The following is a 13,815-nucleotide window of genomic DNA, read 5'->3' as shown; positions in this document are numbered from 1 at the left end:
ACAAAAATTACCATTCAACCTAATCGATCGCTAAGTAGAGAAAACACTTATGAACAGCAAAACCTACGCTACTATTGATGGAAATGAAGCCGTTGCCAGAGTTGCCTACCGTCTCAATGAAGTGATCGCCATTTATCCTATTACCCCCTCCTCACCGATGGGAGAATGGGCAGATACTTGGGCATCTTTTGAACAACCCAACCTCTGGGGAACCATTCCCTCTATTGTGGAAATGCAAAGTGAAGGCGGGGCAGCCGGGGCCATCCACGGATCGTTGCAAACAGGGGCGTTAACGACCACATTTACCGCCTCTCAGGGCTTATTATTGATGCTTCCTAACCTCTACAAAATAGCAGGGGAACTCACTGCTACTGTCATTCATGTGGCTGCGCGATCGCTGGCGGCCCAAGCCTTATCTATTTTCGGGGATCATGCTGATGTCATGGCCGCCAGAAGTACCGGGTTAGCCTTGATCGCCTCTGCATCCGTGCAAGAAGCTCAAGACTTTGCAGCTATCACCACCGCAGCTAGTTACGAAAGTAGAGTCGCTGGACTTCACTTTTTTGATGGGTTTAGGACTTCCCACGAAGTACAGAAAGTAGAATTATTGGATGATGCGGTACTGCGATCGCTGATCAAAGACGAATGGGTGATCGCCCATCGAGAAAGGGCATTAACGCCAGATCGCCCCGTTATTCGAGGAACGGCACAAAACCCCGATGTTTACTTCCAAGCCAGAGAAACCGTCAACCCCTTCTATGCAGCTTATCCTGACATTTTACAGAGGACAATGGATAAGTTTGCCCAACTAACGGGAAGGCAATATAACTTATACGAATATCATGGTGATCCTGAAGCAGAAAGAGTCATTATTTTAATGGGTTCTGGTTGCGAAACCGTCCATGAAACCGTAGATTATTTAATGAATCAAGGGAAAAAAGTCGGGGTTTTAAAAGTTCGTTTATATCGTCCCTTTGTAGCAGAAAAGCTAATTGAATCTTTACCAAAAACGGTTAGAAAAATTGCTGTTTTAGATCGCACTAAAGAACCCGGTTCAGCAGGGGAACCCTTATATGTAGATGTTGTGACTGGGTTTATGGAATGTTGTCAGGAAATACCTTTACCGAAAATTGTTGGTGGTAGATATGGTTTATCTTCCAAAGAGTTTACTTCAGCAATGGTTAAAGGGGTGTTTGATAACTTAACATTAGATAACCCAAAAAATCATTTTACCATTGGTATTAATGACGATCTTAGCCATACCAGTATCGATTATGATCCCAATTTTTCCACAGAACCTAATAACGTTGTTCGAGCCATCTTTTATGGATTAGGATCAGATGGAACAGTAGGTGCAAATAAAAACTCCATTAAAATTATTGGAGAAGAAACCGATAACTATGCCCAAGGCTATTTCGTCTACGACTCCAAAAAATCTGGGTCTGTTACGGTGTCTCATTTACGCTTTGGACGCGATCCCATTCGCTCAACCTACTTAGTGAATCAAGCTAACTTTGTTGCCTGTCATCAATGGGAATTTTTGGAAAAATTTGACCTCCTAGAACCTGCTATAGAAGAGTCAACGTTTCTCATTAATAGTCCCTACAAACCCGAATATGTTTGGCAACATCTCCCCCGTCCTGTCCAAGACCATATTATTAACAAAAACCTTAAAGTTTATGTGATCAACGCTTACGAAGTGGCCAGAAATGCAGGGATGGGTGGCAGAATAAACACCGTCATGCAAGTCTGCTTCTTTGCCTTAGCCAATGTTCTCCCCAGAGAAGAAGCCATAGAACAAATTAAAAAATATATTCGCAAAACCTACGGTAAGAAAGGGGAAGACATCGTACAGATGAACATGAAAGCGGTTGATGCTGCTTTAGATCATCTTCATCAAGTAACTGTTCCAACTACGGTAGATAATAACGCCCCAGACATTGATCATCCTATCCCTGATACCGCCCCTGCCTTCATCCGAGATGTATTAGGAAAAATGATGGCAAGACAAGGGGAAGATATCCCTGTGAGTGCCTTACCTTGCGATGGAACTTATCCCAGTGGAACAGCAAAATGGGAAAAACGCAATGTCGCCCAAGAAATACCCGTTTGGGATGAAGATGTGTGCGTTCAGTGTGGGAAATGTGTTTTAGTTTGTCCTCATGCGGTGATCCGGTCTAAAGTATATGAAGAAGCAGCGTTAAGTAATGCCCCAACCAGCTTCAAAAGTGCAGAGGCAAAGGACTTAGACTGGAAGAAAACTGATCTCAAATTTACCATTCAAGTGGCGGCTGAAGACTGTACCGGTTGCGGTGTCTGCGTTGATGTATGTCCCGCGAAAAATAAATCCCAACCCAAACTCAAAGCCATTAATATGGCCCCACAATTACCTATAAGGGAACAAGAACGAGAAAATTGGGACTATTTCCTCTCTATTCCTAACCCTGATCGCAATACCCTTAAACTCAATAAAATCAGCCATCAACAGATGCAAGAACCCTTATTTGAGTTCTCTGGGGCCTGTGCCGGATGTGGCGAAACCCCTTATATTAAACTGGCAACACAATTATTTGGCGATCGCATGGTAGTCGCCAACGCAACGGGATGTTCTTCTATTTATGGCGGAAACCTACCCACTACTCCCTGGACCCATAACCAAGAAGGAAGGGGCCCAGCTTGGTCTAATTCCTTATTTGAAGATAACGCAGAATTTGGTTTAGGGTTCCGTGTCTCCATCGATAAACAAGCAGAGTTTGCGACGGAGTTAGTCAAAAGTTTAGCCTCTGATATTGGAGAAAACCTAGCGCAAGAGTTATTAAACGCAAAACAAATAGATGAAGCAGACATCTTTGAACAACGGGGACGGGTAGCTATCCTCAAACAACGGTTAACCCAGTTAAGCAGTGGCAACTTAGAGGAAACCACCCAAGCTAAAGTAACCATGTTGCAGTCTGTGGCTGACTATTTAGTGAAAAAGAGTGTTTGGATCATTGGCGGTGACGGTTGGGCTTATGATATTGGTTATGGTGGGTTAGACCATGTGTTAGCCAGTGGACGCAACGTTAATATTTTGGTCATGGACACAGAAGTTTATTCTAATACGGGGGGACAAGCATCCAAAGCCACCCCTCGCGCTGCCGTTGCCAAGTTTGCAGCAGCAGGGAAACCCTCACCCAAGAAAGACTTAGGGTTAATGGCTATGACTTACGGTAACGTTTATGTTGCTAGTGTAGCTATGGGTGCAAAGAATGAGCATAGTATCAAAGCCTTTTTAGAAGCAGAAGCTTATGAGGGTGTCTCTTTGATTATTGCCTATTCTCACTGTATCGCCCACGGTATCAATATGACCACTGCCATGAGTTATCAGAAGGACATTGTAGACAGTGGCCGCTGGTTATTGTATCGGTATCATCCCGACTTAGTAGGAGAAGGAAAGAACCCCTTACAGTTAGATATGAGAAGTCCTAAGCTTCCCATTGAACGAACTATGTATCAAGAAAACCGTTTCAAAATGTTAGCCAGAAGTAAACCAGATGCTGCCAAAAAACTGCTTAAAGAGGCGCAAGCAGATGTTAATACCCGTTGGCAAATGTATCAATATTTAGCTGCAAGGCAGTTAGAAATAGGTAACGGAAATGGACATAGTAAGGCTAATATTGAGGCGGAAACAACGGTTAATTAGGTAATTAGGTTTCCTTTGTAATGGTTTAGGGTGAGTTTTTAGGGACTTACCCTATAAAACATAAAACTTGCTCTAATTTTGATCTCTTAAATAATTTTCAACTGGAAGATCAAAGTCTTCAATAATTTCTTCTTTATTTGCATTTCTTAAAAAGAAATAAAGTGTTGAATCTATTATTTTAATAGTGCGTGTACTTATATCGTAATCAAATAATGGAGGAATTATATTTTTTTTGACTTGTGTTTGTATTAACTTGTTTAAAAAGTTACTCATATCAGAAGAACGTACATCATCTGGTCTATGATGAATTTCTTTTATCTTATTATGAAGATTAGTTCGTTTTAAACCAATCTCTACGTCTTTCCATTCTAAATCACATAGTATTTTAACAAAATAATATGCTAAAAAAAGAGGAATATTATCAGAAGTTCTTACTGGTTGCTCTATAAATGTTTCCAAACTTCTAATATGTCTTCCCGAATAATCTTCTAGCTTTTTATAAATAGCTTGCTGTAAAGTATCTTCGCTAATTTGTTTTATTGAGTCTACTTTTCGAGTTATTTGATTAGCTAAACAGCATTCCTTACAAAGTTCCTGAAAAACTCCAATGCTATCGAATGAGTTTTCGATAATTTTTGTAATAAGTTGATCATCAAATTGAATATTTAGTTTTTCACTACCTTTCTTAATCACACTTATAAAATCATTTTTTGTCCAAGGTTCAACCGGAATTTCAATAATTCTATCTTGAAGATCACCATTAAATTGAGCTAATCTATTTTTTTCTCTCCAAATACCTAAAATAATAAATAAAATATTATAATCTTCAAAAACTCTTAAATCAAAAGCAATACGTCTTTGAACAGCTTCTTCTAAATAATGAAAATTTTCAATTATAATTCTTTTACGAAACTTAAAAGATTTAAGAATTTCACTAATATCTTGTGGTAAATCTAGATTATATTCAATCCTTTTATATTTAGTATCTTGCTCTTGCCCAGATTTCATCTCTACTTCTGGAGAAGCACTTGCTTCCCCAAACAAAGGGATTTTTACAATTGCTTTTATGCTTGCTTTTCCTGTTAACTCAATATGTTTTTTTTTCTATTCTTTCTTCTTGAAAATCTATTTTAAGTTGTCTAAGAATTGATTTATAAATGTCAATAGTTTGAGTTGTAGGTGAACAATTAATTCTGATAAATTGTTTTTCTTCTAAATGCCTATTAGTTAATGCTGTTTTTCCTTGTTTAGATGCACCAAAAACAATAATATGCTTATTTCTGTTTAGTCCTTCAAGAAATCTCTCATCTACCTGTTTTCTTTCTATGTATGATGCGACTTTTTCATTGGAAACGCCAAATACTTCTATTGTTTTCATATTCTTTTATAAATTGCTTACAATATTTTTCTACATAATAGCTAAATTTTTAGTTAATTGCTCACTATTTTAGCATAGTGCGATCGCCGATCTCGTAGGTTGGTTGAGGGACAAAACCCAACATAACTATTTTTTATCTTTATTTTAGGATAATTTAGGGGATATAATTACAATCTTTAGTTAATTATGGAATTTGAGTGGGATGAAAACAAAGCAAAACAAAACTTATCAAAATATGGTGTTTCTTTTGAAGAAGCAAAAACGATTTTTGATGATCCTTTATATGTTGACTTCTACGATCCTGATCACTCAGAAAATGAAGAACGTTATCTGATCGTAGGACAATCTAATCGAGAACGTATATTGATTTTATCTTATACTGAAAGAGGGAATAAAATTCGCCTTATTAGTGCCAGAGAAGTCACACCACAAGAGAGAAAAGCTTATGAACAAGGATAACCCTAATATCAAAGATGATTTACGAGAAGAGTATGATCTCACCACTTTAAAAGTTAGAAAATTTGGTCGCAATAGAAAAAGCTTTGCAGGACATACTGTTCGCTTAGATGACGACGTTGCTGAAATGTTCCCTAACTCAGAAGCAGTCAACGAAGCATTACGATTTTTAATGAGGGTGACACAACAAAATCAATCTCCTAAAAGATAGAGTGCGATCAGTGATGGATAATATATTTGGTTAATTACTTATAGTCAAAGTAGCAAATAGGAGAGAAAACTTTATGCACAAAATTTCAATCAAGAACTTGAGCAAAAAATTGAAGCAGGAGAGGAAGTGATTGAGCGTTATTTTGATGCCTCAACTACCAGAGTTGGAAAAGTTTATACAAAAGTTTCTAGGAGAAAACACAGCAAAAAAGAACAGGAAGAAAAAGTAAAAACGAGTGATATTAAATGAGTTATGGTTTAGGGTGAGTCATTCAAAACTCACCCTATTATTGAAAAAAGTTGAGGTAAAAAATAGGTTTAGTATTTAGCAAAATTCAATTAAGAAATCCCAGTAAATCAGAACTTAATGCTATTGAATGAGTTTAAATAATTTTAATAGGAACTTTTTTTTGGGGGAAGACGTTGCTGAGATGTTTCCTAATACAGAAGCAGTCAACGAAGCATTAAGATTTTTAATGAGGGTAACACAACAAAATAAATCTCCTAAAATATAAAATATAACCTCCTATCTTGTAGGGTGGGTTGAGAGACGAAACCCAACATAACTTATTGTTGTGTTTTACATCTATATGGATAATTCAATTAACTGCATATTCCGTAAATTGTCGCTTAAAAGGAGAATGAAAACCAATAACAATATCTGATTTAGGAACACCCTGTTTAACTAATTCTTCCCCTATTTCCATTTCTGTTCCATTATGTTGAATCCATACTTTATCATTCTTAATATCTAAATGTAAAATACAACCATAAATCCAATTATCATTTTTCCAGCCTACATTAACAATTTGATAATGATGTCTAATAGTATCAAAAACTAATTCAGTTTCAATATCTTTATCTTGGCTAAATTGAGCATACTCTTGCAAAATTTTTTGTATAGTAGAGCTATATTTTTCTAACTTATCCATTTTTTAATAATCTCCTCAGTTGGTTGATAAATAATAAGTTTTAATTGATAATCCATCATTATTTTTTGAACAAATCGTGTTTGAAAAAGGGAATTGTAGGTATCATCAGGAATAGCTAAATATAAAGTTCTATCAGGTTCCGATTCTTTTAAGATAGTCCGATAATTAATAAATTGACCTAGTGCAGTATGAAATTCTGAAACTGCAGCCGTTTGAATAAAACTTTTAATTTCAACTGCTATTTTGTTGTTCTCTTTTTCAGCAGCTAAAATTTTTTCAGCCCCTAAATCTATATACATCTTACCTAATTCATAGTAAATTAGATAGGGATCATGAGTAATTTTCCATTCCTCCCTTTGCAGTGCATGAATAACAGCATCATGAAAAATATCTCTAGCGGGCATATTGTTCTTATAATATAAATAGATTTAGCGATCGCCGACGGGTGTAGGTTAGGTTGAGAGACGAAACCCAACATAAAACATAACTCCTTATTATCTTTTACTGATTGTCATTATTTTTATCTAAAGCTTTCGGAAAATTATGTACATCTTCGATGGTTTTTGGTGCAGGATAAATTTCTCCAGGTTGTGCCATTACTCTATCAAGATAGACTTGAAAAGCTTCTTCATCCTCTCGATTTTCAAGCATATAAGTGCGTAACTCTTGACGACTCATGTTATTAAATTTTGATGTCATTATACATACCTCCAATTACCATTAGAAAAAATCACAATTTCGTGTTCATCTCCTGAAAGAAAAAAGATATTTTTTGTTCTTTCATCAATACGAATGAGATAAACAGGTAAATACATTTTAGTCGCCCAATAACTTAAAATAAAACAAGTTAACTGTTGTTCTGCTGTGGGAATTTCTTCAACTCCTTCTTACAATTATTCTCTATATTTTACTGTAAAATCGCTAAAATTATATAGCGATCGCACTAATCTTGTAGTTTGTCTAGCATAATTAGTCAAAGAAATAATTAAAAGTGAGGTAAGATTATTTTACCAACGGCTGAACAAGGCATAATGTGTATTATACTGTGTCAATCATTAACCAATACTTTTACCCCTATTTTTATTGTTAGACTAGATGAAAGGACTGGTAACCTCTTCATCTTAGCTGGTGATGACATACAAATAGAAATATACAAAAATGGTCTTTGGAGATTTTTATAATGACCCCTAATTTCGAGAAAATGACAAAAACTGAACTAAGAGCTTATGTAATCTCACATCCGGACGATCAAAACGCATTTCACGCTTTTGTAGATCGTTATACTTCTGATGCACCTTCCGATACTTATGGTATGGCAAAATCTCCTGAAGATATCAAAACAATTGAACAATTAATTAGACAAAAAACTAGCGATCGCTGATTTTGTAAGTTGAGTTAAGAAACATAACTCAACCTAACTAATGAATGATTATTTTTTACCTCGAAAAGACACAATAATGTTTCCCTAAATTGCATCTTTTATGTACACAAAATTAGCTGGATCTTGATCTCGTCGATGTTTGACTGGAATCGGTATTTCTTGACGATCGCTGACTAAACTTGCAGTAGTTTCTAATGCTTCTCTTAATCGTTTTCCTGCATAGATAGACATATCCCGTGGTACATTGATTCTATCTCGTAAATATCGTAACGCCACATCTGATCCCTTCGGTGGTTGACAAGTTTCTCCAGTCATCAGGGTAGTTAATGCACAGCGTAACGCTTCATCGAACACCTGATCCTCTCCAGGGTTAACCCGAATAATATTATGACGATGTTTAATCACCCGTTGTAATGCTTCTTGACGGGAGGTTTCGGGTTCAGGATAGATTACATCGGGTAAACCCAACCAAGGACCATTATCTACCCTGTCTTGATTAATTTTTGTTTGCTCATCTCCATTACTGTAACATCCACCCATTTGTGGGGGTAAGTCGTGGACATGGGTGTGAAAGTCGCTTTGTGTTCCTCGATAAGTCGAACGGGTTTCCATTGCATCAAACCACTGACTAAAACGCTCATTTTCTTCCCGCAGTGAATAACCTTTATAGTAGTATAAACTAGCATTCATTCTTTCAACGTAAGGGGTAAAAATAACATCCACTGTGCCAAACTTGTCTAAAAAATAAGGACTTGGACTATCTCCTAACACTTTTTCTACCATCCCCACGACTTTAAGGAACTGTTCACGGTTTTGCTGTTCTTGTTTTTGTGACAAAGTGGGATAACATAACCAAGTACACCAGGCCCGAAATAATAACCGTTCTAACTGTCGTAAGGGGATAACGTTTGCATCTTTCATGCTATGGTTTAATGCGCCAAATTCTGCTTCTAAGGCCATTAAAATATCATCACTTTCGGTTATTAAACGTCCATCTAATTCAACTGCCGGAAGCATACCAGATGGTACAATTTTTTTATACCATCGTTCTTTTTGTCCGTAACAAAACATGGTAATTTTTTTGATACGATAGGGAATTTGTTTTTCTTCTAACCATAACCAAACTTTTTGACAGTAGGGACACCAAGCATGGTTATCACGGTAAAGGGTAACTCTAACATCACTTTCTTGATGACCGAAAAGCCGTAAAATAGCTTGGGAGTTGGTCGGCCCATTAATATTATCTATTTTCCAGTTAGTTAAGTTTTCGAGTTCTGTCCAGCTTAAGGGTAGTGTTGTCATTTTATCAATTAATTCAGTCAATTTTTTTATAGTAGCTATCAATAATATAACATTCTTGAAACTAATATTGCTATATTTTCACCGTAAGGTTGAAAGCTATCTAACTTACAAACTATTTAATGGTGACACTAAAATTATTTGATACTATTTTGAAGTTTGTTTATTAATTCTTCTACACTTTTCAGTTTGTTTAATTGCTCTTTATTAATAAGTTCATGGAATTCATTATTTTTATTGCTCATTAAAATAGTAGGATACTCTCTAACTTGTTTATATTTTTTCTCAAATTCATCTTTATGTAAAAATTTTAACTCATGATCTGATGATTCTCGAAATGTTTTCCATTCTTCTTTTTCCTTTAAGATACCATAAGTAATATTACAAAGATTACAGTTATACGTCTCTGGACTAATAATTTTATGTCCAATATCTAAAACTGTATTTATGAAGCCACTATTAGCATTGTAAACAAAGATAATTTTCATTTTAAGAACTTTTGATCTCCTATGACTCCATATTTTTATTGTTATTCATCTAGTATAAACTTTCTTGTATTAGTGTAACCTTAAATCTAATTTAATTGTCTTAATGAATAAGCGATCGCATAACAATTTTTAACATTACACTAGGTTAAGATTAATTTTCCTTTCTCTTTCCTTCTAAGCAATTTTCTAAATTACCCATACTATTAAAGGAATAGTTAAAACTTATATTCCATGACTCTTTCCAATCACCCAATGACGACGAAAGAAACTAGATAAAGAAGATTCTTCTAAGGATAAATAAATCGGTCTACCGTGGGGACAAGTTCGAGGATTACGAGTTTTTTTCCAACTATCTAAAAGGTCTTGCATTTGAGTTAATTCTAATACCATTCCGTTACGAATAGCACTACGGCAAGCTACTGCTACTTGTGCTGTTTCTAAGTCTCCTCCTAAACTTAGTTCTATCAAAGCATCTGGAGAATCTTCTCTATTTTCTAACAATTTGGGAATATTACGAATTGCCCAAGTATTGTCCCCAAATGGTTCAATATCTACACTAATTCTTTCTAATTGTTCCACTTGTTTACTAGATAATTCTGTTAAAATAATGGCTTGTTTTACAGGAATTAATTGCCATTCATCTTGTATCTGTTCATATAATACCCTTTCATGAGCAATATGTTGTTCAACTAACCACAAACCTTGGGAATGTTCGGCAACAATATAGGTTTTATTAACCTGTCCCACTGCTCTTAATTTCATGAATTCTAATTCGTTTGAATCAGAAGAAGCAATATTATAAATTCCTCTATTTTCTGAAGCTTTAAGTAACTTTTTAACGCGCTGATTTTGTCCGGCTGTGGTGATAGTTAAAGGCGATAATTTTAAAACTTTTTCAATAATTTCTGTAACTTTATCTTGCCAAAATTGCAAAGATTGTAAATAAATTTCTGTTTTAGCCGGATGACGATTCCAATCAATTTCTGATGGTGGTATCTTGAAATGGAGAAAACCAACGGGAAAACGCCCTTTCGGTAAGGTTCGACTTAACGCTGCTAATACTGTTTGTTCTAACTGAGGCGATCGCACGACACGGCCATTAACTGCTATTTTTAACCAATCTAAACGGCCCCGTGAAGTTCGATCAGGCAACCCTAAAACCATTTCTAGTTTAGCTTCTTCTTGGGAAGGAGTAACAATTGTCTCAGACAGAAATTGTAAATCATGAAAATGAACCGACTTCAGTAACTGAGGTAAAATCTGCTGTGGTGTTTTCCCAGGACTGATAGTCAACCAAGATTTATGATTATGGTGAACTTGCCAAGTAATCTGGGGATGACATAGGGACATATTGTCAATTATGCCCTGTATCGCCTTTAATTGCTGCTTTAAGGTGGGTAAACCTTGACGACGTACAGGAATAGACCCAAATAGGTCAGAAGCTGTCACAATGGTTCCTGGTGCCATTGGTGAGGTTTCTTCTTTGATAACTTCCCCTTGCTGATTATAATCAACACACCATCCCACTTGATAGTCCGTAGCGTCTCGACTTTTGATGGTTAACTGTCCGACTTGAGTAATACTAAATAAAGCTTCTCCTCTAAACCCCAAACTGGTAATTTTCCAAAGATCATCCAGGTCACAAATTTTGCTAGTATGATGAGCTTTAGCACAGTGGCGTAAATTTTCTAAAGATATTCCCCTCCCATTATCAGCTACCTCTACCTGCCATAGTTCAGGAAAGATTGAAATAGTTAAGCGAGTAGCTTTTGCATCAATGGCATTTTCAACCAATTCGCGAACAACCGCAGCTAATGAGTCAATTACTTCTCCTGCTGCGATTAAATTAACAATCTCAGAAGAAAGAAGTCGAATGGGGGGTGACATAAATGGAAACTATGATTCCTTTAATGGTTTGATCCTTGAATCTACCATCTTAATCCATCGTTCAGTTGTTTTTAGGGAACCGATGTTTAAGATGTCCCCCCCACTTCCACATAATTCAGGGATTTTGTCACCAATAAATCCCTACATTTCGGAACCATTTACACCACTGCAGCATCAGTAGACAAAGGTAACTGTTCAGAACTCGGTAACTCTAAACAGTAACCAGCCCCGTAAACGGTTTTGATGTAGCAAGGATGTCTAGGGTCTGGTTCTAATTTTGTCCGTAAATGACGAATATGAACACGAATAGTCTCAATATCGTCATCGGGATCATAACCCCATACTTCCTTGAGAATTTCGCTAGGGGACACGGTTTGACCATGACGCTGAAGTAAACAGTGCAGTAACTCAAATTCGAGGTGAGTTAACTTGACGGTATCCTCAAACCATATTGCTTCAAATCGTTCAGGAATTAAAGTCAACGGACCATAATTCAAGATTTCTGAATGTTTGGCTGCTTGAGGGATGCGATCGGTTCGTCTTAATAAAGCCCTTACCCTAGCCAGCATTTCTGCTAACTCAAAGGGTTTGGTGAGATAATCATCGGCCCCGGCGTTAAACCCTTCGACTTTGTCTTGGGTTTGGCCTAAAGCTGACAACATCAATACGGGAATATCGGCGGTTCTGTCGTCCCGTCGCAGTCTTTGACAAACGGTAAATCCATCCACCTTGGGCAACATTAAATCCAGCATGATTAAATCAGGCTGTAATTGAACAGCTAGGGCTTGTCCTTTTATACCGTCTGGTGCTTGTTTGATGTCATAACCCGCCATCTCTAGGTTGGTGGCGATAAGGTCTCTAATGGCATCATCGTCTTCAATTACGAGTATTCGAGGCATTGCAACAAAATGATAACTAAATGTAAACGTTAACTAAGAACTATGTTCAGATCATAATGAATCCTGTACCGATTATAAGCATGATTTCTTAAATCGTTGTCGAATTGTTAAATTTTCCAGATAAAACTAGGTAACTAACCTCAATAAGTTAAGAATTGTTAAGAAATATGTGAGATAAAATGACGGTTAATTTTTTCTGCTACTTTGATGAAACAGCCAACGAAATCCCTACTAAATTCAAGAAAATAAAGTCATTATGATTATTGATTATTGCAACAGACCCGTCCTATAACCTTTACTGTTTGGGAAATGCTCTTGCTCCATTTGAGATAGAATGACAAGAGAACCTCGATTTTGCTAGGATAGTGCGACTCGTTTAGTCCAAAACAAGGGATAAAACTCTTGGTGGGACTAGCTTGGAACTGATTTATTAGAACCAAGATAACTGAATATCCGTGTAGGTGAGAATGCCTATTGAACGGTCAAAAACCGCAAAGAAATAGGTGGTAAATAATAACAAAACCCTAAAATCTCAAGCCCTACCCTCTCGGTGTTGGGAGCGAAAGCATAACCCTTACGGTAGCGATTGGTCATCAATCCGTAAAGCAGGGTTAAACGGGGACTTAACTGATAGTCTAAATTGGTTAAACCTCTAGCAAGAGTCTATGGATAGAGCTTTAGCTCGAAGTACCACAAAAGTACCGTCATCGTTAAATAGCTAAAAAAGACTGACAAGCTATAACCAAAAAGGTAAAAGTGCAAAATATTATTTCCTATAAATGGCGTAGGAAATACAACACCAATAGCACTCGGTATAGAGGTAAAAGTCAAAAATCACCGTTACAAAAAAGTAGCCAAACAGACTTATAGGCTACAGACAAAACGTCAACAGAGAAAATGATTATTACTTGGTTATCCTACAAGTAACACAACACTAATCTACTCTCGGTGAGAGACACATCCTAAAGGTTCATATCAACGGATATTCGGAACGAGGAAACCCCTCTATAACTCTCAGAAATGGTCGAATCTCTGAGTAGTCAACCAAGATGTAAAATCTCCAATTTGGAGGTTATAGGGGGAGTAGGATTCAGTAAAAAGCAAATGCCTTAACTCGAAATGACGAGGATAGCTTTACTGAAACAAAAGTAAAGAAGGGTAATGCCGAGGATAAGCTGACGTACTGACTGTATATAGGAAGAT

At 36.6% G+C, this 13,815-nt stretch carries 16 protein-coding genes; 6 read left to right on the top strand and 10 right to left on the bottom strand.

The annotated features are described in order from the left end of the window. Positions 1–49: 49 nt before the first annotated feature. Positions 50–3,682, top strand: a complete 3,633-nt coding sequence (gene nifJ / locus CY0110_RS16085; protein ID WP_008276547.1) for a pyruvate:ferredoxin (flavodoxin) oxidoreductase — start codon at positions 50–52, stop codon at positions 3,680–3,682. Between the two features lie 72 nt (positions 3,683–3,754). Here the strand turns inward: nifJ and CY0110_RS16080 are convergent, their stop codons facing one another. Beyond that, a complete protein-coding gene (locus CY0110_RS16080) occupies positions 3,755–4,726 on the bottom strand; it encodes a hypothetical protein (RefSeq protein WP_008276546.1) in 972 nt (323 codons plus the stop codon). Between the two features lie 43 nt (positions 4,727–4,769). Beyond that, a complete protein-coding gene (locus CY0110_RS16075; RefSeq protein WP_008276545.1) occupies positions 4,770–5,060 on the bottom strand; it encodes a P-loop NTPase family protein in 291 nt (96 codons plus the stop codon). Positions 5,061–5,246: 186 nt separating this feature from the next. On the opposite strand from CY0110_RS16075, the gene CY0110_RS16070 reads away from it, so the two are divergent. The 3 genes from CY0110_RS16070 (at position 5,247) to CY0110_RS30955 (ending at position 6,241) form a co-directional block, all read left to right on the top strand. Further along, positions 5,247–5,519: a BrnT family toxin gene (locus CY0110_RS16070; protein ID WP_008276544.1), complete on the top strand. Its 273-nt coding sequence runs from the start codon at positions 5,247–5,249 to the stop codon at positions 5,517–5,519. After that, complete coding sequence (locus CY0110_RS16065; RefSeq protein WP_008276543.1) at positions 5,506–5,727, top strand: hypothetical protein; 222 nt, start codon at positions 5,506–5,508, stop codon at positions 5,725–5,727. Before CY0110_RS16070 ends, CY0110_RS16065 begins: the two co-directional genes overlap by 14 nt. Before the next feature lie 376 nt (positions 5,728–6,103). Then, complete coding sequence (locus CY0110_RS30955; RefSeq protein ID WP_008276541.1) at positions 6,104–6,241, top strand: hypothetical protein; 138 nt, start codon at positions 6,104–6,106, stop codon at positions 6,239–6,241. Between the two features lie 84 nt (positions 6,242–6,325). On the opposite strand, the gene CY0110_RS16060 is transcribed toward CY0110_RS30955, so the two are convergent. From CY0110_RS16060 to CY0110_RS31660, 4 genes are all read right to left on the bottom strand, one after another. Then, the gene (locus CY0110_RS16060) at positions 6,326–6,658 is read right to left on the bottom strand and encodes a XisI protein (RefSeq protein ID WP_008276540.1); all 333 of its coding nucleotides are present in this window, start codon (positions 6,656–6,658) and stop codon (positions 6,326–6,328) included. After that, the gene (locus tag CY0110_RS16055; protein ID WP_008276539.1) at positions 6,646–7,062 is read right to left on the bottom strand and encodes an element excision factor XisH family protein; all 417 of its coding nucleotides are present in this window, start codon (positions 7,060–7,062) and stop codon (positions 6,646–6,648) included. Before CY0110_RS16055 ends, CY0110_RS16060 begins: the two co-directional genes overlap by 13 nt. Before the next feature lie 97 nt (positions 7,063–7,159). Then, a complete protein-coding gene (locus tag CY0110_RS16050) occupies positions 7,160–7,357 on the bottom strand; it encodes a DUF6887 family protein (protein ID WP_008276538.1) in 198 nt (65 codons plus the stop codon). Continuing rightward, complete coding sequence (locus tag CY0110_RS31660) at positions 7,357–7,530, bottom strand: DUF6888 family protein (protein ID WP_408605578.1); 174 nt, start codon at positions 7,528–7,530, stop codon at positions 7,357–7,359. Before CY0110_RS31660 ends, CY0110_RS16050 begins: the two co-directional genes overlap by 1 nt. Positions 7,531–7,659: 129 nt before the next feature. Between CY0110_RS31660 and CY0110_RS31655 the strand changes: the two genes are divergently transcribed. Together CY0110_RS31655 and CY0110_RS16045 are read left to right on the top strand one after the other, a co-directional pair. Continuing rightward, positions 7,660–7,839 (top strand): DUF6888 family protein, encoded by a 180-nt coding sequence (locus CY0110_RS31655; protein ID WP_408605577.1) that lies wholly within the window; start codon positions 7,660–7,662, stop codon positions 7,837–7,839. Continuing rightward, the gene (locus CY0110_RS16045) at positions 7,839–8,039 is read left to right on the top strand and encodes a DUF6887 family protein (RefSeq protein ID WP_008276535.1); all 201 of its coding nucleotides are present in this window, start codon (positions 7,839–7,841) and stop codon (positions 8,037–8,039) included. Before CY0110_RS31655 ends, CY0110_RS16045 begins: the two co-directional genes overlap by 1 nt. Before the next feature lie 84 nt (positions 8,040–8,123). Here CY0110_RS16045 and CY0110_RS16040 read toward each other — a convergent pair whose 3' ends face one another. The 4 genes from CY0110_RS16040 to CY0110_RS16025 all read right to left on the bottom strand — a co-directional run bounded on the left by CY0110_RS16040 (position 8,124) and on the right by CY0110_RS16025 (position 12,612). Then, positions 8,124–9,341 (bottom strand): glutathione S-transferase family protein, encoded by a 1,218-nt coding sequence (locus CY0110_RS16040; RefSeq protein WP_035799667.1) that lies wholly within the window; start codon positions 9,339–9,341, stop codon positions 8,124–8,126. Between the two features lie 134 nt (positions 9,342–9,475). Beyond that, positions 9,476–9,826: a hypothetical protein gene (locus CY0110_RS16035; RefSeq protein WP_008276533.1), complete on the bottom strand. Its 351-nt coding sequence runs from the start codon at positions 9,824–9,826 to the stop codon at positions 9,476–9,478. Positions 9,827–10,048: 222 nt separating this feature from the next. Beyond that, positions 10,049–11,713, bottom strand: coding sequence for a DNA mismatch repair endonuclease MutL (gene mutL / locus CY0110_RS16030; RefSeq protein WP_008276532.1), 1,665 nt, complete (start codon positions 11,711–11,713; stop codon positions 10,049–10,051). Between the two features lie 158 nt (positions 11,714–11,871). Continuing rightward, positions 11,872–12,612 (bottom strand): response regulator transcription factor, encoded by a 741-nt coding sequence (locus CY0110_RS16025; protein WP_008276531.1) that lies wholly within the window; start codon positions 12,610–12,612, stop codon positions 11,872–11,874. Between the last annotated feature and the right edge of the window lie 1,203 nt (positions 12,613–13,815).

The organism is Crocosphaera chwakensis CCY0110 (genome assembly GCF_000169335.1).
GTDB classification, from domain to species: domain Bacteria; phylum Cyanobacteriota; class Cyanobacteriia; order Cyanobacteriales; family Microcystaceae; genus Crocosphaera; species Crocosphaera chwakensis.
The sequence above is the reverse complement of the archived record's forward strand: the minus strand, read 5'-3'. Positions and strand labels throughout refer to the sequence as shown.

Excerpts from the sequence above, each read along its gene's own strand:
- CY0110_RS16065 (WP_008276543.1), top strand. The coding sequence starts at position 5,506 with ATGAACAAGGATAACCCTAATATCAAAGATGATTTACGAGAAGAGTAT.
- CY0110_RS16055 (WP_008276539.1), bottom strand. The coding sequence starts at position 7,062 with ATGCCCGCTAGAGATATTTTTCATGATGCTGTTATTCATGCACTGCAA.
- mutL (WP_008276532.1), bottom strand. The coding sequence starts at position 11,713 with ATGTCACCCCCCATTCGACTTCTTTCTTCTGAGATTGTTAATTTAATC.
- CY0110_RS30955 (WP_008276541.1), top strand. The coding sequence starts at position 6,104 with ATGAGTTTAAATAATTTTAATAGGAACTTTTTTTTGGGGGAAGACGTT.
- nifJ (WP_008276547.1), top strand. The coding sequence starts at position 50 with ATGAACAGCAAAACCTACGCTACTATTGATGGAAATGAAGCCGTTGCC.
- CY0110_RS16070 (WP_008276544.1), top strand. The coding sequence starts at position 5,247 with ATGGAATTTGAGTGGGATGAAAACAAAGCAAAACAAAACTTATCAAAA.
- CY0110_RS16040 (WP_035799667.1), bottom strand. The coding sequence starts at position 9,341 with ATGACAACACTACCCTTAAGCTGGACAGAACTCGAAAACTTAACTAAC.
- CY0110_RS16050 (WP_008276538.1), bottom strand. The coding sequence starts at position 7,357 with ATGACATCAAAATTTAATAACATGAGTCGTCAAGAGTTACGCACTTAT.
- CY0110_RS16060 (WP_008276540.1), bottom strand. The coding sequence starts at position 6,658 with ATGGATAAGTTAGAAAAATATAGCTCTACTATACAAAAAATTTTGCAA.
- CY0110_RS16075 (WP_008276545.1), bottom strand. The coding sequence starts at position 5,060 with ATGAAAACAATAGAAGTATTTGGCGTTTCCAATGAAAAAGTCGCATCA.
- CY0110_RS16035 (WP_008276533.1), bottom strand. The coding sequence starts at position 9,826 with ATGAAAATTATCTTTGTTTACAATGCTAATAGTGGCTTCATAAATACA.
- CY0110_RS16045 (WP_008276535.1), top strand. The coding sequence starts at position 7,839 with ATGACCCCTAATTTCGAGAAAATGACAAAAACTGAACTAAGAGCTTAT.
- CY0110_RS16025 (WP_008276531.1), bottom strand. The coding sequence starts at position 12,612 with ATGCCTCGAATACTCGTAATTGAAGACGATGATGCCATTAGAGACCTT.